The organism is Maribacter dokdonensis DSW-8, assembly GCF_001447995.1.
Taxonomy (GTDB): Bacteria; Bacteroidota; Bacteroidia; order Flavobacteriales; family Flavobacteriaceae; genus Maribacter; species Maribacter dokdonensis.
Genome location: NZ_LDPE01000001.1, coordinates 1,830,675 through 1,851,223, shown reverse-complemented (window position 1 = coordinate 1,851,223; position 20,549 = coordinate 1,830,675). Strand labels below are relative to the sequence as shown.

The following is a 20,549-nucleotide window of genomic DNA, read 5'->3' as shown; positions in this document are numbered from 1 at the left end:
AATTATGTAGGCTTTTAAACAAATCATTACATAGGTAAATATTTTGATAACCTAAGTTGAAAACTTTACATTTGCCGAAGTAAAAAATAATAATAGATTATAATGAACATACCAGCTGAATTAAAATATACAAAAGATCACGAGTGGGTTAAAATAGACGGTGACATTGCTACGGTAGGTATTACAGATTTCGCACAAGGTGAATTAGGTGATATTGTTTATGTAGAAGTAGACACTTTAGATGAAACCTTGGATCGTGAGGCTATCTTTGGTACTGTTGAAGCGGTTAAAACGGTATCTGATTTATTTTCCCCATTATCAGGTGAAATTGTTGAGTTCAACGAAGGTTTAGAAGATGAACCTGAAAAGGTGAATTCTGATCCCTATGGAGAAGGTTGGATGGTGAAGATTAAATTTAGCGATGCAAGCGAACTAGATGATTTGTTGAGTGATGCTGCATATAAAGAGATAATTGGTGGTTAAAAACACTATTTTCAAAGTACTTTTCATAAGCTGGATGATGTTCGTAACATTTTTCAGCTTATTTTCTTTATCGGGTGTTGGTTCTTCTAGGTTCAACATACCGCATATGGATAAGGCCGTGCATTTTACCTTTTACTCCGTTATGGTGGTCTTAGGTTATTTGGCAATGAGGAGCAAAACAGTCCAGCAGGCTAAGCGTTCTAAGTTGTTGTGGTACATAGTTTTATTTGCTGTAACATACGGCATAATTATTGAGGTATTACAACATGTATTGACGACTGATCGTCACGGTGATCCTTTAGATGCACTTGCAAATTCAATAGGGGCTTTTGTAGGAATGTTTGTCATAAGATTTCTATTTTTTAGGACCCCGTCGTTAAAATGAAAATTTTAGTTGCATTTTTATGGATTAATTAGTTAAATTAGCAATCACTAAATTGAATATATATGGAACCTAAAAAGAATCCAAAGGCGGATTTAACAAAGAACAGCAGTCTTTATTTCGTTATCGGTTTATTTGCAGTAATGTTATTTACTTATGTAGCATTTGAGTGGAAAACTTATGATGAGGTAAACGATTATGATATTTCTATGAATGTGGATGATCTTTTAGATGAAGAAGTTCCAATGACAGAACAGATCAAAACTCCACCACCTCCACCGCCACCGGCTGCACCAGAAATTATTGAGGTTGTAGAAGATGAAGAAGAAGTTGAAGAAACTGTAATTGAGTCTACAGAAACCAGTCAAGAAGAGGAAATCGTTGAGGTTGAAGACGTTGTTGTAGATGAAATTGAAGAGGATGTAGATGTACCTTTTGCAGTAATTGAAGATGTACCTGTATTCCCAGGCTGTGAAAACGAAAGTGATAAAAGAGCTTGTTTCAATAAAATGATTCAAAAGCACATTGGTAAAAACTTCCGTTACCCAGAAATTGCTCAAGAAATGGGTGTTCAAGGTAGAGTTAGTGTAATGTTCGTAATTCAGAAAGATGGTAGTATCGGTAACGTAAGAATGCGTGGTCCAGATAAAAACCTTGAAGCTGAAGCTGCTAGAATTATCAACAAGTTGCCTAAAATGACACCAGGTAAACAAAGAGGTAGAGCGGTACGTGTTCCTTTTAGTATTCCAATTAACTTTAAGTTACAGTAACAATATATTAGAATTTATTTGTAAAAAGATCCTGAGTTAAGCTCAGGATTTTTTTTGTTTCAACTTTTTAGTGAATATCAACGTAAACATTAACGTTGATCAGATTTAATTGGAATTTTATTTAAATGCAAATGGTGACATTTTCAATAAATCTAGAAATAAAGGTTTTAGGTTGCAGAAATATGACTGGGGCGTTATCTTTGCAGACCTATTTTAAAAAGTATGAAGACGGCCGTTGGTTCGGTAAAGAATAGTGCATTTGCATTGATTTTTGCCGATTTTAAGGAGATTACCAAAGCTAGATTAGCTATTAGTGTCGTTTTTTCTTCCTTAGCAGGTTATTTCTTGGGTGCTTACGAAATACAATGGGGGCAAGTGCTTCTTTTGGCTTTTGGTGGTTATTGTATGGTAGGTGCCAGTAATGCCTACAACCAGGTCATTGAAAAAGATTTGGATGCCTTAATGAAGCGTACTAAGAATAGACCAATTCCCGCTGGGCGTATGTCTGTTAATATTGCCATGGCAGTGGCTATAGTACTTACTTTATTGGGTGTATTGTCTCTATACCTTCTGAATCCAAAAACTGCCATGTTTGGTGCTATATCCATATTCCTTTACACTAGCGTATATACACCTTTAAAAACAATAACCCCGTTAGCGGTATTTGTAGGTGCAATACCAGGAGCAATACCTTTTATGTTGGGTTGGGTAGCTGCTACAAATGATTTTGGAATAGAACCGGGAACTCTATTTATGATTCAGTTTTTTTGGCAGTTTCCACATTTTTGGGCCTTAGGTTGGATGTTGGACGATGATTATAGAAGCGGAGGTTTTAAGATGCTTCCCACAGGTAAGAAAGATGCAGCTACCGTACTTCAAATAATAATGTACACTATTTGGATGATGGCGGTATCTATAATACCGGTATTTGGTATAACGGGTAGATTGCAGTTGTCTATAGTGGCAGCTGTTATTATTTTCTTGATGGGTGCGGTTATGCTAGGCTTTGCTTTTCAGTTATATAGACATAGGGATAACGTTTCCGCAAGAAAATTAATGTTGGCAAGTGTTAGTTATATTACATTAATGCAAATAGTGTACGTAATAGATAAATTTTTAGCTTAAATATGGATTTAACACAGGGTACGGAGGCAGAGAAAAAAGCTAGGGCGAAAAAAATGATGCTTTGGTTTGGTATTATTAGCCTTCTAATGAGTTTTGCAGGGTGGACGAGTGCATACATAGTTAGTCGCTCTAGAGAAGATTGGGTTAGTGAAATTCAATTGCCAAATGCTTTTTTGTATAGTACGATCGTTATTATCATCAGTAGTGTTTCATATATGTTGGCAAAAAAGGCTATTAAAGATGGAGAAAAAGCCAGTGGTACTAAATGGCTTTGGATAACGTTAGGTTTAGGGATATTGTTTGTGTTGCTTCAGTTTTCTGGATTTTCGGAAATGGTAGCCAAAGGATATTATTTTACAGGTCCAACAAGTGGTATTAAGGTTTCCTTCGTATTTTTAATTGCAATGGTGCATGTAGTGCATGTAGTGGCGGGTATGATATCATTATTAGTGGTGATATACAATCAAAACAAAGGAAAATATAGTCCGGAAAACTATTTAGGTGTTACCTTAGGGGCTACATTTTGGCATTTTTTAGATTTATTATGGATCTATTTGGTGTTATTTATGTTCTTTGTAAAATAAAATGTGAATCAAAATTAGTTTTGGTGCAAATTGCGTTTTTAAATAGTTCAAAAAGATGTAAATTTGCTAAAGTTTTATTAAAACGATAAATAATTATATGAATTCTACGGTGACTACGGGAACGGAAACAAGCGTATGGGGTGGAGGTAATCAACCCTTAGGAGCAAGCTATGGTAAAATGATGATGTGGTTTTTCATTGTTTCGGATGCTTTGACTTTCTCTGGATTTTTAGCAGCTTATGGCTTTTCAAGATTTAAGTTTATTGAAACATGGCCCATTGCGGACGAGGTGTTTACACACGTTCCTTTCTTTCATGGTAATTATCCCATGATTTATGTGGCTTTTATGACGTTTGTTTTAATTATGTCATCTGTAACTATGGTATTGGCTGTAGATGCAGGGCATAAAATGAAAAAGAATGCCGTTATCTGGTACATGTTCGCTACGGTTATCGGTGGTATAATCTTCGTTGGTTCTCAAGCATGGGAGTGGGGAACTTTTATCAAAGGTGATTACGGCGCTTTAGAAACAAAAGGTGGTAGAATTTTGCAGTTTGTTGATGCTGGTGATACCGAAAAGAGAGTTGCATTGTCAGATTTTGCAACTTCTATTCCAAGTGAAAGAACTGAGCACGAAAGAAAGAATGGTGTTTGGTTTTATCAAGAACCAGGACTTACAAGTGTTTCTTTAAATGAAGTTGTAGAAGGTTTTAAGGCTAATCCTAATATTTTGATCAGAACTGAATTGATCAATGAAGAAGGTAAGAAGACCGTATTGGATAGAAAGGCTTCTTTGGCTAAATTGGCAGATGCTACACAAGTTGTAGAAGGTGCTAACCTAATTCATAATGAATATGGAAGCAGATTGTTTGCAGATTTCTTTTTCTTTATCACAGGTTTCCACGGTTTTCATGTTTTCTCAGGGGTAGTGATCAATATTATTATTTGGTTTAATGTTATTCTTGGTACTTATGAAAGAAGAGGACATTATGAAATGGTAGAAAAGGTTGGTTTATACTGGCACTTTGTAGATTTGGTTTGGGTATTTGTATTTACCTTCTTCTACTTGGTATAATCCTTTTAACAATAAACAGCATTACTGTAAATAGAATTTTAGATTAAAGTAACATGGCAGACGGACATAAATTAGAGATTTTTAGAGGGCTTGTAAAGTTCAAATCTAACACACAGAAAATCTGGGGAGTATTGGCATTTTTGACCTTAATAACTGCAGTAGAGGTAGTTTTAGGTATCATTAAGCCAGCATCATTAACCGATACCTATATATTGGGAATGAAATTGATTAATTGGGTGTTTATCATCTTAACTTTGGTAAAAGCGTATTATATAGCTTGGGATTTTATGCACTTACGTGATGAAAAATCTTCTCTAAGAAGAGCCATAGTTTGGACACCAATATTCTTGGTCATTTATTTGACGTTTATCCTTCTGGTTGAAGCTGATTACATTTATAATGTTTATAAAGATGGTTTTATAAGTTGGAACTTCTAGGGTATAATTAACAATATTAAAAGACGGTTATATAACCGTCTTTTTTATTTTTGTATACTTTGTATTTAACAATTGTTTTATGAAGATCTGTTGTGTGTTTCAATAGATTGCTTTACTAATATATGAAAAAGACCTTTGTTCTTGTTGTCTTGTTTGTGCTGCCTATTGTGGCGTATATGTTCTTTGCGTCTGGTGTAACCAATTTTGGTAAATTATCTCAACTTACTAAAAATGTTCAGGAGCTGAACTTTGCACCTGAAACCCAATTAAAGAATAAAATAACCGTATTAGGTTTTTTGGGTTCCAATGTTGAAGGTAGAAAAGGTAATGCCTTTAATTTAAATCAAAAGATATATAAACGCTTTTATGAGTTTAACGACTTTCAGTTTGTAATGTTGGTATCTCCTGAAGATGAATCAAAAGTAAATGAACTGAAAAAGGAATTGGCGACCTTGGCAGATAACGAAAAGTGGAAGTTTGTGTATGCAGATACAGAGCAAATTAATTCACTGTTTACTAGTTTAAAAACAGATATTAAGCTAGATTCAGAAAATAGTACTCCTTATGTTTTTATAATTGATAAGGATTTAACTTTAAGAGGTAGGTCAGATGATGAAGATGATGGTACCAAATATGGTTTTAATTCTAATTCGGTAGCTGATCTAAACAACAAAATGGTTGATGATATTAAGATCATTTTAGCAGAGTATCGTTTGGCCTTAAAAAAGAATAACGCAGATAGATCTAAATAATGAATAAAAAATATACATACGTTTGGGTTTCGTTAATTGTTCTAATTTTTGGAATTATTGTGGTCCCAAGAATAGTCAATAGATTGTCTGATGGTTCGGTGGTTGAGAATGATCGTTTGAATACCTCTAGTAAAATCGATAACGAAAAACTTGGCTATATTTTATTGAATGGAAAACGAAGAAAAGTACCTTCGTTTCAGTTTTTGAACCAAGACAGTATTCTGGTTTCTGATAAGGATTATTTAGGTAAGGTCTATGTTGTAGATTTCTTTTTTACAAGGTGTCCTAGTATTTGCCCTGTAATGACGACCAACTTGGTAAATATTCAGAAACATTTTAAAGGTGAGGATAACTTTGGGATAGCTTCATTTAGTATAACGCCTGAATTTGATACGCCCAAGGTATTAAGGGAATACCAAGAAAAGTACCATATACAAGACCATAATTGGAATTTAATGACCGGGGATCAAACAGCCATTTATGACCTGGCCAATGCCGGATTCAATATTTTTGCGGCAGAAATGCCAGATGCGCCTGGCGGGTTTGAACATTCCGGGTTATTTGCTTTAGTAGATAAGGAAGGCTTCTTAAGATCTAGAATTGACGACTTCGGTAATCCTATCGTATATTATCGCGGAGCAATTTTAGAAGAAAAGGGCGTCAATGATCATGGTGAAACGGAAGAAATAGGCATACTTAAAGCCGATATTAAAAAGTTGTTGGAAGAATAAGAGTACAGATATGCAAGGTAAGGTTCAAGACGAAAAAAAATTCAATAGGCTAATTGCTATAGTTTCTATAGTTATACCTATAGTTGTTGCAGCTTTGTTTGGGGTTAAATTACCCAATGTTGAACCTCTGTCATTTTTACCACCAATTTACGCTGCAATAAATGGTTTAACTGCGGTTCTACTTGTGGCAGCAGTTTGGGCTATTAAGAATGGTAATGTAAAATTACATCAGAATTTGATGACTACAAATATTGTACTGTCCTTATTGTTCTTGGTAATGTATATTGCCTATCACATGACCTCGGATTCTACCAGTTATGGGGGTGAAGGCGCAATCAAATATGTATACTATTTTATTTTGATTACCCATATTATTTTATCCATTGCACTAATTCCTTTAGTATTACGAACCTATGCTTTAGCTTATTTAGGAAAATTTGAAGACCATAGAGCATTGGCAAAATATACTTTTCCTATTTGGTTTTATGTAGCGGTTACCGGTGTTGTGGTTTATTTAATGATATCTCCATATTATGCGTACTAAATATTTATATTTAATATTGACTTTTTTAGTGCTTTTAACACCAATGGATGTGGAGGCTCAATGTGCTATGTGTAGAGCCGTGCTAGAGAGTGAATCCACTGGCAAAGCAGCGGAAGGTATAAATAATGGCATAGTTTATTTAATGGCAGTACCATATGTTTTGGTGGCAGCACTTTTCTATTTTATTTACAGGAAGATGAGGGCATAATGCTCATTTTTAATTTTTTTTCAAAAAAACTGTAACATTCTTTCAATTGGTTAGTCTTATGATTGTGTGGCACTTGTGTTGCATTCATCAATCAATCATACTAATCAATCAAACTTATGTTCGATCTAGAACGTTGGCAAGAAATTTTCGATACTATTCGTAAAAATAAATTACGAACATTTCTTACCGGACTTTCCGTTGCTTCAGGCATTTTTATACTGGTCATTTTATTGGGTTTTGGTCAAGGCATGCAAAATGGAATTGCCAAAGAATTTGAACAAGATGCGGCTACAAGTGTTTGGGTTTGGCCAGGGGTAACCACTGTTGGTTATAAAGGTATGAACCCAGGTAGGCCTATTCAATTCAGAAACGAAAATTATGAAATGGCCGGTGTTTTGTTTCAGGAACAAATAGAGAATGAATCTCCAAGGTTATTTGTTAGAGATGTATTTGTCAATTTTGGTAGTGAATCATTGGCATATAATGTTCAAGGGGTTTCGCATCAATTTCAATTTATAGAGAATGAGTTTATGACCCTTGGGAGATTTCTGAATCAACAAGACGGTGACTCTAAGGCCAAGGTTGCCATTATCAGTAATAAGATCAATAGGGAAGTATTTCATGAATTGGAAAGCCCTATTGGTGAGTATTTAGATTTGTCCGGAATTCCATTTAAAATCGTTGGGGTATATGGGGATATAGGTGGAGAACGGGAAGAAGATCGTATTTATATACCTATAAGTACGGCACAACAGGTTTTTAATGGTGCGGACTATTTGAATAACCTTGCGTATACGCTTCCTCCAAAAGAAGATTTTGAAGCAGCTGTACAACAATCCATTAAATTTAAAAATGAGCTTAAATCATATTTGCAAAAAGCACATACGGTAGCGCCAGAAGATACTAGCGCCATACAGGTGTATAACCCTATGGAAGAAGCCAAGCGCTTTTATGCTTTAATGGGGGGAATAAAGTTTTTCTTTTGGTTTGTTGGGGTATGTACCATTATTGCGGGTATAGTGGGTGTAAGTAATATTATGCTAATTGTAGTTAAAGAACGTACTCGAGAAATAGGTATTCGTAAGGCATTAGGAGCAAAGCCGTGGTCTATTGTAGGTATGATATTGCACGAAGCCATTTTTATTACGGCAATAGCGGGTTTTACCGGTCTTATTTTAAGTATGGGATTGTTGGAAATCGTAGGTCCGCATGTAGAGGTAGATTATGTTTTGAATCCGTCGGTAAATTTCAATGTGGCCTTAACAACCGTATTTGTATTAATAATTGCCGGAGCCATAGCTGGATTTTTCCCGGCATGGAGAGCTGCTAAAATTCATGTGATAGAAGCTCTTAGAGATGAATAGTTGTAAAGGAGTAAGTATAATAATTAAGCTATGACCCATGTTCAATAGAGACCGGTGGAAAGAAATTTTGGAAGTTTTGTCTAGCAATGTTTTTAGGACATTGGCAACTTCCTTTGGCGTAGGTTGGGGTATATTCATACTAATCATTCTTTTGGCGGCAGGTAAAGGCTTGGAGAACGGTATTAGGGCAGATTTTGGGGACATTGCTACAAATACCATGTTCATGTGGTCTAGAAATACAACAATGCCCTATAAAGGATTGCCAAAGGGTAGGCGTTTTAGTTTTAAGTTAGAAGATGTTCAGGCCATTAAGGACAATGTACCTGATCTTCGCTTTATTTCTCCTCGTAATCAATTAGGAGGTTTTAGGGGGGCAAATAATGTGGTCCGCGGATTAAGAACGGGTGCATTTAATGTTTATGGGGATTATCCTGAAATCATAAAACAAGAACCTATGACGATAACCTCGGGTAGGTTTGTGAATCATAATGACATACAGGATAAAAGAAAGATTGCGGTAATAGGCGACGGTGTTAGAAACGAATTATACGATCAGGGTGAAACCGTAATTGGGACGTATATAAAAATACAAGGTGTCAACTTTATGGTGGTGGGTACCTATCAAAAGAAAGATGACGGTGGTGGTGAAGAAGGTCAAAAAGAAATATATGTGCCGTTTACGGCTTTTTCACAAGCATTTAATACAAGTAATGATGTAGGGTGGATGGCCATTACCGCCAATGATGGTAGTTCTATTTCCGATTTAAAAGAGAAAATAGTTGGCGTTGTTAAGGAAAAAAGAAAAATTCACCCAGATGACAAACGTGCTGTAGGATATTTTGATCTTTATGAGCAGTTTAATCGTGTAGAAAGTTTGTTCGGTGCATTGCGATGGGTGGCCTACTTTGTTGGAGTATTGGTTTTGCTATCCGGTATTATTGGGGTAAGTAATATCATGCTGATCGTTATCAAAGAACGCACAAAGGAAATTGGAATTCGAAGGGCATTGGGCGAAGCACCTTGGTCCATAAAAAAACAAATTTTAATGGAATCTATTTTCTTGACAATAATATCGGGTATGATAGGTATTGTTTTCGGGGCGGCATTTATTTATGGCGTAAATGCAGTGTTAGATTCCGTAGGTCCTGTAGATATGTTCATCAACCCAAGTGTAAGTTTAGCGGTTGTGGTAAGCGCACTGATCATCTTGGTATTTTCAGGCTTGTTGGCAGGTTTTATTCCTGCCCAAAGTGCCATAAAGATTAGACCTATAGAAGCATTAAGAACAGAGTAAATCATCAACAAAATTTAATCGATCATAAAATGAAAAAGTCAACAACTATTATTGTACTCCTATTAATTGTTTTCGCCTTTGGCGGATCAATGTTCTATCTCTATTCCAAAAATGCAGAAGACCCTGTTGTTTATTTAACGGAGGAGCCCTCTAAACAGACCATTATCAAAAAGACCATGGCTACGGGCAGTATTTTACCTTTGGAAGAAGTGTTGATCAAGCCAAACATTTCTGGGGTTATCGAAAAGATTTTTGTGGAAGGTGGAGATTATGTGAAATCTGGAGATCTATTATGTACAATAAAGGTAGTGCCTAACCTTAGTGCGTTAAATGATGCCAGGAATAATATAGATGAAGCCAAAATTAATTTAGATGATCAATTGCGAAATCTAGAACGCCAAAAAGGATTGTTTTCTAAAGGAGTGATTTCAAAAGTAGATCTGGAACGCGCCCAGGTTAGTTACGATCAATCTAAACAATCATATGCCGCCGCAAACAAACGCTATGATATAGTAAAGACCGGTACAACCTCTGGTTTTGGTAATGCTGCAAATACACAAATTAGGGCAACGGTCAGTGGTATGGTTTTAGAAGTGCCGGTAGAGGTGGGTAATCAAGTTATTGAAAGCAATAATTTTAATGAAGGGACTACCATAGCTGCTATCGCTGATGTTGATAAAATGATTTTTGAGGGCAAAGTAGATGAGTCCGAAGTAGGTAAGATAAAGGAGAATCTGCCTCTTGAAATAACTGTAGGAGCCATTGAGGATAAAACCTTTGATGCTGTTTTAGATTACATAGCTCCAAAGGGAAACGAAGAAAATGGTGCCATACAATTTGAAATAAAAGGAACATTGAAGAAGCAAGATTCTGTATTTATAAGAGCTGGGCTAAGTGCCAACGCATCCATTATTTTGGCACGTGCAGATAGTGTTTTAGCCGTAAAGGAAGCTTTGGTGCAGTTTGATGACGAGACTAAGAAACCCTTTGTTGAAATAGCTACCGGTGATCAACAATTTGAAAGACGAGATATAGAACTTGGTATAAGTGATGGTATTCATGTTCAAATAAACTCCGGTATAAATGAAGGGGAAAAAATTAAGGTGTGGAACGAGATAAAGCCCGATGAGCTTGCCGATAATGAATAAAATTGAAAATATATTTTAATTGATGTAACAAATTTACGACTGCATAGTCTAATGATTAGACAATGTAAAAATTGTTCAAAACAACAACCAACATGATTCAAATAAAAGATCTTCACAAGTCCTATAAAATGGGCAAGAATTCACTTCACGTTCTAAAAGGCATTAATTTTAATGTTGAAGAAGGGGAGTTGGTAGCTATCATGGGTTCTTCCGGTTCTGGTAAATCTACCTTGCTAAACATACTAGGTATGTTAGATAGTTCTGATTCCGGAGAGTATATACTGGATAATGTTCCAATCAAAAATCTAAATGAAACCAAGGCGGCTAGATATAGAAACAAGTTTTTAGGCTTTGTTTTTCAATCTTTCAATCTGATCAATTATAAAAGTGCTGCAGAGAATGTTGCATTGCCATTATATTATCAAAAAGTTCCAAGAAAAGAGCGTCAAGAAAAGTCACTTAAATATTTGGAGCAGGTTGGCTTAAAAGAGTGGGCAGGTCATTTACCAAGTGAGCTGTCAGGTGGTCAAAAGCAACGTGTTGCCATTGCTAGGGCGTTGGCGGCAGAACCTAAGGTGTTGTTAGCAGATGAGCCAACCGGTGCGTTGGATAGTAAAACTTCTTATGAGGTTATGGATCTGATCCAGAAAATCAATGATGCCGGCAATACTATTTTGATAGTAACGCATGAACCCGATATTGCAGATATGTGCAAGCGTATTGTTCACTTAAAGGATGGGGTGATCATTGAGGATAAGAAAATAGAACAAGTTAGAGCCGAGCAATATGTTTGATAGAGACATTTGGCAAGAAATATATCATAGTATTAGCAACAACAAGCTTAGAACTTTCTTGACGGGATTTTCGGTTGGTTGGGGAATATTTATTCTTGTATTGCTATTGGCTTCGGTAAAAGGCATGCAGAATGGTTTTACATTACAGTTCAGTGATGATGCTACAAATTCCATTTTTGTGAGGACCGGTACTACATCTTTGGCTTATGGCGGATTTGAGGCGGGTAGAAGAATTCAAATGACCAATGATGATATTGAATATATCAAAAGAAGCTTTCCAAATGACATTGAATATATAAGTCCTAGGGTTTATCAAAATACATCGGCACGATATAAAAGTGAAACGGGTAGTTACAATATTCAAGCGGTTTACCCGGATCATCAAGCTATAGAAAAGACCATAGTCAATAAAGGTAGGTTCATTAATACCAATGACTTGATCAATGCCTCTAAAGTAGCTGTAATAGGAAGAAAGGTAGAAGAAGATTTGTTTAAGAACGAAGATGCTATAGGAAAATTTGTTGAGTTCAACGGTTTGCCTTTTAGGGTCATCGGTACATTTACAGATGATGGTGATGACAATGCAGAACGCAATATCTATGCGCCAACCAGTACCTACCAGAAAATGTACGGTCAAACAGACCATATTGATCAAATTGCATTGACCTATAACCCAAATTATGATTTGACCGAGGCTTTGGCTTTTTCAGATAGATTGGAAAATGTTTTTAGAAGAAGGTTCAAAATTGCACCACAAGACCAAGCAGGCATTAGAATTTTTAATTACGCAGAGGTTTTTGAAGACATCAGCAACTTTACAGGAGGTTTGGACATTGCGGTAATCATCGTTGGGCTTTTGATCCTATTGTCAGGTATTGTAGGTATCGGTAATATCATGGTGTTTATTATTAAGGAACGTACCAAAGAGATCGGAGTACGTAAAGCTTTGGGAGCAGAACCTTGGTCCATTATAAAATTGGTGTTGTTCGAATCTGTATTTATTACCGCTTTATCCGGATTCATAGGTTTAGGAATTGCAACAGGATTATTGGCGGCAATTGGTCCAAGTATTAAGACCGGGGCTTTTGCAAATCCGTCGGTTAGTATGTCTATGGTAGTTACCGCCACAGTAATATTGGTTGTAGCGGGCGTACTTGCAGGATTGATTCCGGCAATGAAAGCGGCGAAAGTGAAACCAATTGTAGCATTAACAGATAAGTAGTATGTGGATATTTGATAGAGATTTATGGTCAGAGATTTTTGCCACATTGGGTAAGAACTTGTTTCGTACTTTTTTGACAATGCTTGGTGTAATTATAGCCATGATTATTTTGGTGTTGTTGTTGGGTGGAGCAAACGGAATGAGTAACGGTTTTCAAAAGATTTTTGCAGGTACCGCATCTAACAGTTTGTTCGTGTGGAGCCAAAGTACCTCTGAACCTTATAAAGGCTTTGAGAGAGGACGAAGAATTCAGTTCAAGTTAGAAGATGCCACAATCTTAAAAGAACAAATTCCAGAGATAGAAGTGCTAGCGCCAAGAATTGAATTGGGTAGTCATAGGGGTGTTGTTACCGTATATAGAAACGGACTTACAAGTGGTTCATCAGTTTATGGTGATTACCCTAACATTGACGATATCATGAAAAAGAAACTGGTAGAAGGCAGGTTCTTGAACGAAAATGATATGACCGAGTCAAAAAAGGTCTGTGTTATTGGTGAAGAGACCTATAAATTGCTATTTGAAAAAGGAGAAAATGCAATTGGTGAAGATGTACGTATTAACGGGGTGTTCTTTAATATCGTAGGTATTTATAAACCAAATCAGAATATCAATATTGACGGTGAGAATTCGGTCTATATTCCGTTCTCTACATTTCAAAAAGCTTTTGGTTCCGGTGATAGAATGGGGTGGATGGCAATTTCTGTTCAGGCGGACACTAAGGTGCCTGTAGTTGAAAGTCAGATAAAGAGATTGTTGAAGAACAAATATGATATCAATCCTACAGATGAACGTGCTATTGGCAGTTTTGATATGTCTGAAGTGTTTAACAATGTATCTGCCTTTACGGGTGTATTACAAGGGGTGTCATTTTTTGTAGGGATCTTGACATTGCTTGCCGGGGTTATTGCCATTAGTAATATTCTTTTGATCACGGTTAAGGAACGTACCAAAGAAATAGGAATTAGACGTGCATTAGGTGCAACACCAAGTGTGGTAAAGAGACAAATTGTTTTAGAGTCAATAGTAATTACGGTATTCGCAGGGTTTGTTGGTTTTGCCATTGCAATAGGCTTTTTAGCATTGGCAAATAATATGATAGGCGAGAATAGCGATATGCCATTTTATAACCTAATGATCAATATTCCCCAGTTTATAGGTTCTTTTATTTTAATGGTAGGGTTAAGTGTTTTAATAGGTTTAATACCTGCGAACAGAGCCATTAGAATTAAACCAATAGACGCACTAAGAGAAGAGTAACAGACCAAATAATAAAAGTAAATAACAATCAAATAGTTGAGCATGAACAAGTATGTAAAGTACGCATTAATAGGAATAGCAGTTATAGGTATACTGGCTGCGGTAGTCTATTTTCTAAAGAAGAATAGCACTCCTTTAAAAACATATGAAACGGAAACCGTTGAAAAAAGAGATATTACCAATAAGGTTGTTGTTACCGGAAAGGTAATCCCGCAAGATGAAATTGAGATCAAGCCTCAAATTTCGGGAATTATTCAAAAGGTGTACTTGGAAGAAGGTGTTCAAGTAAAAGCGGGAGATTTGATTGCGACTATTAAGGTAGTTCCAAATGAGCAATCTTTGAACCAGGCTCGCGGTAGGGTCAATAATGCAAAAATAGCGTTGAACAATACCAAGATAGAGTATGACCGTAACAAATCCTTATTTGATAAAGGTGTGATTTCCAGTCAGGATTTCAATGCATTGCAACTGCAGTTTGATCAAGCTACGCAAGAGTTGCAAAATGCGCAGGCAGATTACCAAATTATTAGAGTTGGTTCAGCCGGTGGGTCCTCAAGTGCCAATACGAATATTAGAGCAACTGTAACCGGTACATTATTGGAAATTCCTGTAGAAGAAGGCGATCAGGTTATTGAAAGTAACAATTTTAACGATGGTACTACCATTGCCTTTATTGCCGATATGTCTAAAATGATATTTGAAGGTGAGGTAGATGAGGCTGAAGTAGGTAAACTTAAAGTTGGTATGCCTTTAGAGATTAGCATGGGAGCATTACAAGATGAAAAATTCAATGCCAAATTAAAATTCATAGCTCCCAAGGGAGTTGAGGAAGAAGGTGCTGTTCAATTTAGGATAGAGGGAGATTTAGCTGTATCGGATAGTACAAATATTAGGGCTGGCTATAGTGCAAATGCTGCAATAGTTTTAGAAGAGAAAAAAGACGTGCTTTCTATTAAAGAAGCTTTGTTGCAATTTGATAAAGAAACCAACAAACCTTATGTAGAGATTGAAATAGGGGAGAATGAGTTTGAAAAAAGAGAACTTGAACTTGGGGTTAGTGATGGTATAGACGTGGAAATAATCTCTGGTATAGATGAAAATTCTAAAATAAAAATTTGGAACAAGCTTGAAGCCAAGAGTAATGGCGATGCGCCAAATGAGGACTAAGAATAATCAATCAAATCAAAAAACGAATCGAACAACCTATTATTGGTTGGTTTAAAAAAGAAGAACATGAAAGTAAAAATCACGGGATTACTACTATTATTTTCTGTTGTAATAGGTACGGCACAACAAAAGAAATGGACCTTGCAAGAATGTGTTGCCTATGCTATAGAAAATAACCTAACGGTAGAGCAATATCAATTAGATCTTGAGAATGCTAAAATTGATAAGTCTGATGCAATTGGAGCACTTCTGCCAAATTTAAATGGCTCTATAAGTGCTTCGGCAAATACAGGTCTTGCTTTAGATCCTACTACAAACAACTTAGTTTCGGCAACAATTTTTTCTGCTTCAGGTAATATGACCTCGTCCGTTACTTTGTTTGATGGACTTAGAAATTTTAATAGAATAGAAAGAGCAAAGCTGAACAGTATTGCCAATCAATATCGTTTAGACGATATAAAAGATGATATCAAACTTAATGTTGCCAACGCTTATTTACAGGTGCTATCCAATAAGGAATCCTTAAAGGTTTTTAAAGCACAGTTGGCGGTTACTGAACAAGATTTAAAGCGTACCAAGGAATTGGTGGAATCCGGTGTAGTGGCTCGTGGCGATTTGTTGGAAATTGAAGCAACTGCTGCAGGTCAAGAACAACAGATAATCAATGCCCAGAATTTGATATTGATTTCCAAGTTAAATTTAGCACAGTTACTTAGTATAACCGACTATGAGAGTTTTGAAATTGCCGAAGAGGAGTTTGATATTCCGCCATCTGATATTTTAAATAATTCAGCGAAGGTTATTTTCAATACCGCATTGACTTTTAGAAATGATATAAAGTTGGCAATGTCCGGTGTAGAGCTGGCTCAAAAAGATTTAGAAATAGCAAAAGGAGAAAAATATCCTACGGTGGGTGCGTTCATTAACTATAACACTAGATATTCGGATCAAAACAATGATCCTTTTACAGGTGAGGCAATTCCATTTAAAGACCAGCTCTATATTAATGATGGTATTTCATATGGGGCGCAAATGAATATTCCTATTTTCAATGGGTGGAGCGTTAGAAATAATATCAAGCGATCTCAAATAAGTGTTGACTTGGCCCAGATTGAGTATGAAAGAACCAAACTGCAATTAGAGACTGATGTAAATCAGGCATATGTAGATGTAACCAGTTTTTATAAAGCTTATGAAGCGGCCCAAAAAACCTTGGAGGCCAGAAGTCTTGCGTATCAGTATTCAAAAGAGCGATTTGATGTAGGTTTAATGAATTCCTTTGATTTTAGTCAAGCTCAGGCACGAGTAGATAATGCTGAAGCAGAGGTGATTAGAACAAAATATGATTATATTTTCAGATTAAAAATATTAGAATTCTATTTTGGTATTCCAATTTCTTTAAAATAGGTAAAAGTAATTTATGATTAATAAGCCTGTAGCATTCTAGTGTTACGGGCTTTTTCATTATATGTAATACCTTTGCATTATGGGAATACTATTAAACCTAGAGACATCATCTACAAATTGCTCTGTCTGTGTTGCTGAAAACGGAGAAATACTAGCAATAAAGGAATTGAATTCTGCAAACTATTCGCATGCAGAAAAGTTACATTTATTTATTGAAGAGGTATTGCAAAAAGCTTCTCTAAAAATGGCAGATTTAGAAGCTGTAGCGGTTAGTAAAGGTCCGGGGTCTTATACAGGACTGCGAATTGGGGTTTCTGCCGCAAAAGGCTTGTGCTACGCTTTAGGTATACCCTTGATATCGGTTTCTACTTTAAAGAGTATGGCCACGCAAATTAAAATTAAAGAAGATGAGGTGTTGATACCTGTTTTAGATGCAAGGCGTATGGAAGTGTATTCTGCAGTGTTTGATTCACTAGGTAATGAAATTAGGGAAACGAAAGCGGAAATTGTTGATGAAAACTCATTTAACGAGTTCATAAAAGCTAATACTGTTCATTTCCTAGGAAGTGGTGCAGAGAAGATTAAAGAACTTTTTACCGACGAGAAGATAATTTATCATTGTGATGTTGTGCCATCCGCTAAAGAAATGGCTAGCCTATCTTTTGCTAAATTCAATGCGTCTAATTTTGAAGACGTAGCTTATTTTGAACCATATTATTTAAAAGATTTTGTGCTTCAGACCAAAAAGACAAAGGCATAAAAAAAAGCCCTTGATGTTTCAAGGGCTTCTTTAATGGTATTCATTATGTTGTTAACCTTTCATTTGTGTAATAACACGTTGAGGGAACGGAATTTCAATTCCGGCAGCATCAAATCGATATTTTATTTCTTCCATAACGTAGAAGTGTGCGGCCCAAAAATCTGCATTGTTCGCCCAAAAACGTAAGGTAAGATTTACCGAACTATCACCTAATTCACCAACATATACTTCAGGGGCTGGGGTTTTGTGTATGGTATCGCGATCATTACAAATCGCTAAAAGAATTTCCTTTGCTTCTTTAATGTTGGAACTATAGCCAATACCTACATCAATTTTATCTCTTCTGGTATCCAGAGCATTATAATTGGTAATGGTATTATTGGATAGTTGTCCATTGGGTATAATGGCAATCTGATTTCCAAATGTACTTACTTTGGTGGTGAAGATTGATATCTCCTTTACTGTTCCGTCTACTCCTTGGGCAGAAATAAAGTCTCCTATCTTAAATGGTTTGAACAATAGTATGAGCACTCCGCCCGCAAAATTGGCTAAAGAACCTTGTAATGCTAAACCAATAGCTAAACCTGCCGATGCAAGTATTGCTACCAAAGATGTTGTCTGTACTCCCAACTGGGTAATGACCAATACGAACAGAATAATTTTTAAAGCAATGCTGATAAAGCTTTGTAAAAATGATTCTAGGGCAAGATCATAATCTTTTCTGGCGAAGAATTTTCGGATCATTTTATTAATGAAACGTATAAGGTATGTGCCCGCAATTAAAAGGAAAATTGCCCAAAGTAAACTTGGTAAAGCGGCCCATATCCATTCTATGGCCTTATCTGCATGTTCTTGTAGGTTTGTGATTTTATCCATCATTGAATTTTAAATTATTTGTAACGAACTTTCAGATATCGATGATTTTAGAAATAAGATGTGGTCAATAAACTATGAGATGTTTGTAGTCAATAAATCTAAAGCCTTTTTTGGTTCTTCAACAGGCATTTGACAGCTTCCGTGATTACAAACATAAATAAGCGTTTTGTTCATTACATACCTATTCATCAATAAAGGTAAGTTGCTATTTTTTGCGTTTGAAGCCGCAAATATAACGTTTGGAAGATAGTTCTTCATGAGTGTTTTGCAAATGGGTTCAAAATTTTCACCGATAGCGACCATTTCAAAGAATTTCTGATCCATTAGTTGAGCCAAATGAAGCCAATTAGAATTATTTTGAGGGTTTTCTGTTATCGTAGACTTCATTGAAGTCATTATCTTGTTTAAGCGAATATCTAAATTATCCTCTGGAAAATACTTGGAGAGTTTATGTAGATTATGTGCCATAATAGAGTTAGAAGATGGTATTACGTTATCTGCAATTTCCAAGGTTCTTCTAATAAGCCCATCTTCTTTGGAAGATGTGAAGTAAAAGAGTCCGGTTTCACTGTCGGTAAAATGGTCTATTACGTATTTTGTAAGTCTTAAACTGTGGTTAAGCCATTTGTCATCATACGAAACTTCATAAAGACCAATAAAAGCCTCAATGACCGATGCATAATCTTCTAAAAATCCTTTAATGGTGCTTTCTCCGTTCTTAAAATTACGATACAGTCCACCGTCCTCAGCAGACATTTTTTCAATAATGAATTGTGCATTTCTTAATGCGAGATCTAAATAGTGAGGATTCTCCAAGTACCTGTAAGCATCGGTAAGACCTTTTAAGGCAAGTCCGTTCCAAGCAGTTAAAATCTTATCGTCTAACCTAGGTTTGTTGCGTTTTTTTCTTTCCTTTTTTAATAAAACAAGGCATTGGGTTATAATTTGTTTCAACTCCTTTTTGGTTATGGAGTGCTTCATTGCTATGTTCAAAGCTTTGCCGTCTCTAATTAGCACATAGTTGTCTTCTTCCCAAAGACCGTAGGAGTTTATATTGAAATACTCCTCGAAAATTTCAAAATCATCCTTTAGTATTCTTATTAATTCTTCTTTTTGCCAAACATAATACGCTCCTTCTACCAACTTGCCATTTTTGGTTAAACTATCGGCATCTAAAGAAGAGTAAAATCCATTGCTCTTGTCTAGTAGCTCTTCTTCTAAAAATGAAATGGTTTTCTCAACGGTACTTTTATAAAGTTGCTTGTTGGTAGCGGCATATGCATTAGAATAAAGACTAATTAATAGACCATTGTCATATAGCATCTTTTCAAAATGTGGTACGTGCCACTTGGTGTCTACCGCGTATCTTGAAAAACCACCGCCAACATGGTCAAATATGCCACCCCAAGCCATTCTGGTCAAGGTGGTGTTTACGTACTCATAAATAGTGTCATCATTATGGGAGTGGGCATAATGTAGTAAACAATTCATGTTTGTAGGCATCATAAACTTTGGGGCGCGTTTGTATCCGCCTAAAAACGTATCAAAATAGTTAGACCAGTCCTGTATTATTTTTTCAATTTCGTTTGAATTAATGAGCTCGTCATTACTGGTCTTTGTAATTGAATTGATTTCTTTTAGACCCTGAGCCATATTTTCAGCATACCCTGTAATTTTATTAGGGTCTTCTATGTACAGTTTTTGAAGTTGGTTCAGTACTTGAATCCAATCGGTTTTTTTAACAAAAGTAGCTCCCCAAAAAGGCCTACCATCTGGTAGGGCCAAAATATTTAAAGGCCAGCCGCCGCTACCGGTCATCATTTGAAGTGCATCCATGTAAATGTGGTCAATATCTGGTCTTTCTTCCCTGTCTACCTTGATATTGATAAAATGGGCATTCATGGTTTCAGCAACCTCTTCATCTTCAAAGCATTCATGCTCCATAACATGGCACCAATGACATGCTGCGTAACCAATACTTATCAATATTAATTTATTCTCGTCTTTTGCCTTTTGTAAAGTGTCTTCGTTCCAGGCTTCCCAATGAACAGGATTGTGGGCGTGTTGAAGTAAATAAGGACTACTTTCTTTAATTAGGTTGTTAGTATGCTTTTGTGAATGGGGCATTGTGTAAATATTTGATTTAAGGCAAAAAAAAGCGCCAAAAG

The 20,549-nt window shown here is 36.0% G+C and carries 22 protein-coding genes; 20 read left to right on the top strand and 2 right to left on the bottom strand.

Annotated elements, in window-relative coordinates; all coding sequences use genetic code 11:
* Positions 1-102: 102 nt before the first annotated feature.
* The 20 genes from gcvH (at position 103) to tsaB (ending at position 17,505) form a co-directional block, all read left to right on the top strand.
* Positions 103-483 carry a glycine cleavage system protein GcvH gene (gene gcvH / locus I600_RS08110; RefSeq protein ID WP_058103937.1) on the top strand — a complete coding sequence of 127 codons (381 nt, stop codon included), beginning with the start codon at positions 103-105 and terminating at the stop codon, positions 481-483.
* A gap of 34 nt (positions 484-517) precedes the next feature.
* Complete coding sequence (locus tag I600_RS08105; RefSeq protein ID WP_058103936.1) at positions 518-868, top strand: VanZ family protein; 351 nt, start codon at positions 518-520, stop codon at positions 866-868.
* 62 nt (positions 869-930) lie between these two features.
* Positions 931-1,635, top strand: a complete 705-nt coding sequence (locus I600_RS08100; RefSeq protein ID WP_058103935.1) for an energy transducer TonB — start codon at positions 931-933, stop codon at positions 1,633-1,635.
* A gap of 222 nt (positions 1,636-1,857) precedes the next feature.
* Positions 1,858-2,760, top strand: a complete 903-nt coding sequence (gene cyoE, locus I600_RS08095; protein ID WP_058103934.1) for a heme o synthase — start codon at positions 1,858-1,860, stop codon at positions 2,758-2,760.
* A 2-nt stretch (positions 2,761-2,762) separates the two neighbouring features.
* Positions 2,763-3,344, top strand: coding sequence for a cytochrome c oxidase subunit 3 (locus I600_RS08090; protein WP_058103933.1), 582 nt, complete (start codon positions 2,763-2,765; stop codon positions 3,342-3,344).
* A 97-nt stretch (positions 3,345-3,441) separates the two neighbouring features.
* Positions 3,442-4,419, top strand: a complete 978-nt coding sequence (locus I600_RS08085) for a cytochrome c oxidase subunit 3 (RefSeq protein WP_058103932.1) — start codon at positions 3,442-3,444, stop codon at positions 4,417-4,419.
* Between the two features lie 53 nt (positions 4,420-4,472).
* Positions 4,473-4,856 carry a cytochrome C oxidase subunit IV family protein gene (locus I600_RS08080; RefSeq protein ID WP_058103931.1) on the top strand — a complete coding sequence of 128 codons (384 nt, stop codon included), beginning with the start codon at positions 4,473-4,475 and terminating at the stop codon, positions 4,854-4,856.
* A 122-nt stretch (positions 4,857-4,978) separates the two neighbouring features.
* A complete protein-coding gene (locus I600_RS08075) occupies positions 4,979-5,608 on the top strand; it encodes a hypothetical protein (RefSeq protein ID WP_058103930.1) in 630 nt (209 codons plus the stop codon).
* On the top strand, positions 5,608-6,339 hold the full coding sequence (locus I600_RS08070) for an SCO family protein (RefSeq protein WP_058103929.1): 732 nt from the start codon (positions 5,608-5,610) through the stop codon (positions 6,337-6,339). Before I600_RS08075 ends, I600_RS08070 begins: the two co-directional genes overlap by 1 nt.
* A 10-nt stretch (positions 6,340-6,349) precedes the next feature.
* Positions 6,350-6,883 carry a DUF420 domain-containing protein gene (locus tag I600_RS08065; protein ID WP_058103928.1) on the top strand — a complete coding sequence of 178 codons (534 nt, stop codon included), beginning with the start codon at positions 6,350-6,352 and terminating at the stop codon, positions 6,881-6,883.
* Positions 6,873-7,091 (top strand): hypothetical protein, encoded by a 219-nt coding sequence (locus tag I600_RS08060; RefSeq protein WP_058103927.1) that lies wholly within the window; start codon positions 6,873-6,875, stop codon positions 7,089-7,091. The genes I600_RS08065 and I600_RS08060 overlap by 11 nt, the downstream gene beginning before the upstream one ends.
* Positions 7,092-7,207: 116 nt before the next feature.
* Positions 7,208-8,455, top strand: coding sequence for an ABC transporter permease (locus I600_RS08055; protein ID WP_058103926.1), 1,248 nt, complete (start codon positions 7,208-7,210; stop codon positions 8,453-8,455).
* 37 nt (positions 8,456-8,492) lie between these two features.
* Positions 8,493-9,749 (top strand): ABC transporter permease, encoded by a 1,257-nt coding sequence (locus tag I600_RS08050; RefSeq protein WP_058103925.1) that lies wholly within the window; start codon positions 8,493-8,495, stop codon positions 9,747-9,749.
* A 29-nt stretch (positions 9,750-9,778) separates the two neighbouring features.
* Positions 9,779-10,897, top strand: a complete 1,119-nt coding sequence (locus I600_RS08045) for an efflux RND transporter periplasmic adaptor subunit (protein WP_058103924.1) — start codon at positions 9,779-9,781, stop codon at positions 10,895-10,897.
* A gap of 92 nt (positions 10,898-10,989) precedes the next feature.
* Entirely contained in the window at positions 10,990-11,691 is a 702-nt protein-coding gene (locus tag I600_RS08040; RefSeq protein ID WP_058104323.1) for an ABC transporter ATP-binding protein, read from the top strand.
* On the top strand, positions 11,684-12,913 hold the full coding sequence (locus I600_RS08035; RefSeq protein ID WP_058103923.1) for an ABC transporter permease: 1,230 nt from the start codon (positions 11,684-11,686) through the stop codon (positions 12,911-12,913). Before I600_RS08040 ends, I600_RS08035 begins: the two co-directional genes overlap by 8 nt.
* 1 nt (position 12,914) lies before the next feature.
* The gene (locus I600_RS08030) at positions 12,915-14,171 is read left to right on the top strand and encodes an ABC transporter permease (RefSeq protein ID WP_058103922.1); all 1,257 of its coding nucleotides are present in this window, start codon (positions 12,915-12,917) and stop codon (positions 14,169-14,171) included.
* Positions 14,172-14,213: 42 nt separating this feature from the next.
* A complete protein-coding gene (locus tag I600_RS08025) occupies positions 14,214-15,338 on the top strand; it encodes an efflux RND transporter periplasmic adaptor subunit (RefSeq protein WP_058103921.1) in 1,125 nt (374 codons plus the stop codon).
* Positions 15,339-15,404: 66 nt separating this feature from the next.
* The gene (locus I600_RS08020; protein ID WP_058103920.1) at positions 15,405-16,745 is read left to right on the top strand and encodes a TolC family protein; all 1,341 of its coding nucleotides are present in this window, start codon (positions 15,405-15,407) and stop codon (positions 16,743-16,745) included.
* 79 nt (positions 16,746-16,824) lie between these two features.
* A complete protein-coding gene (tsaB, locus tag I600_RS08015) occupies positions 16,825-17,505 on the top strand; it encodes a tRNA (adenosine(37)-N6)-threonylcarbamoyltransferase complex dimerization subunit type 1 TsaB (protein ID WP_058103919.1) in 681 nt (226 codons plus the stop codon).
* A gap of 51 nt (positions 17,506-17,556) precedes the next feature.
* On the opposite strand, the gene I600_RS08010 is transcribed toward tsaB, so the two are convergent.
* Together I600_RS08010 and I600_RS08005 are read right to left on the bottom strand one after the other, a co-directional pair.
* Positions 17,557-18,381 (bottom strand): mechanosensitive ion channel family protein, encoded by an 825-nt coding sequence (locus I600_RS08010; protein WP_058104322.1) that lies wholly within the window; start codon positions 18,379-18,381, stop codon positions 17,557-17,559.
* Between the two features lie 72 nt (positions 18,382-18,453).
* Positions 18,454-20,508: a thioredoxin domain-containing protein gene (locus tag I600_RS08005; protein ID WP_058103918.1), complete on the bottom strand. Its 2,055-nt coding sequence runs from the start codon at positions 20,506-20,508 to the stop codon at positions 18,454-18,456.
* Between the last annotated feature and the right edge of the window lie 41 nt (positions 20,509-20,549).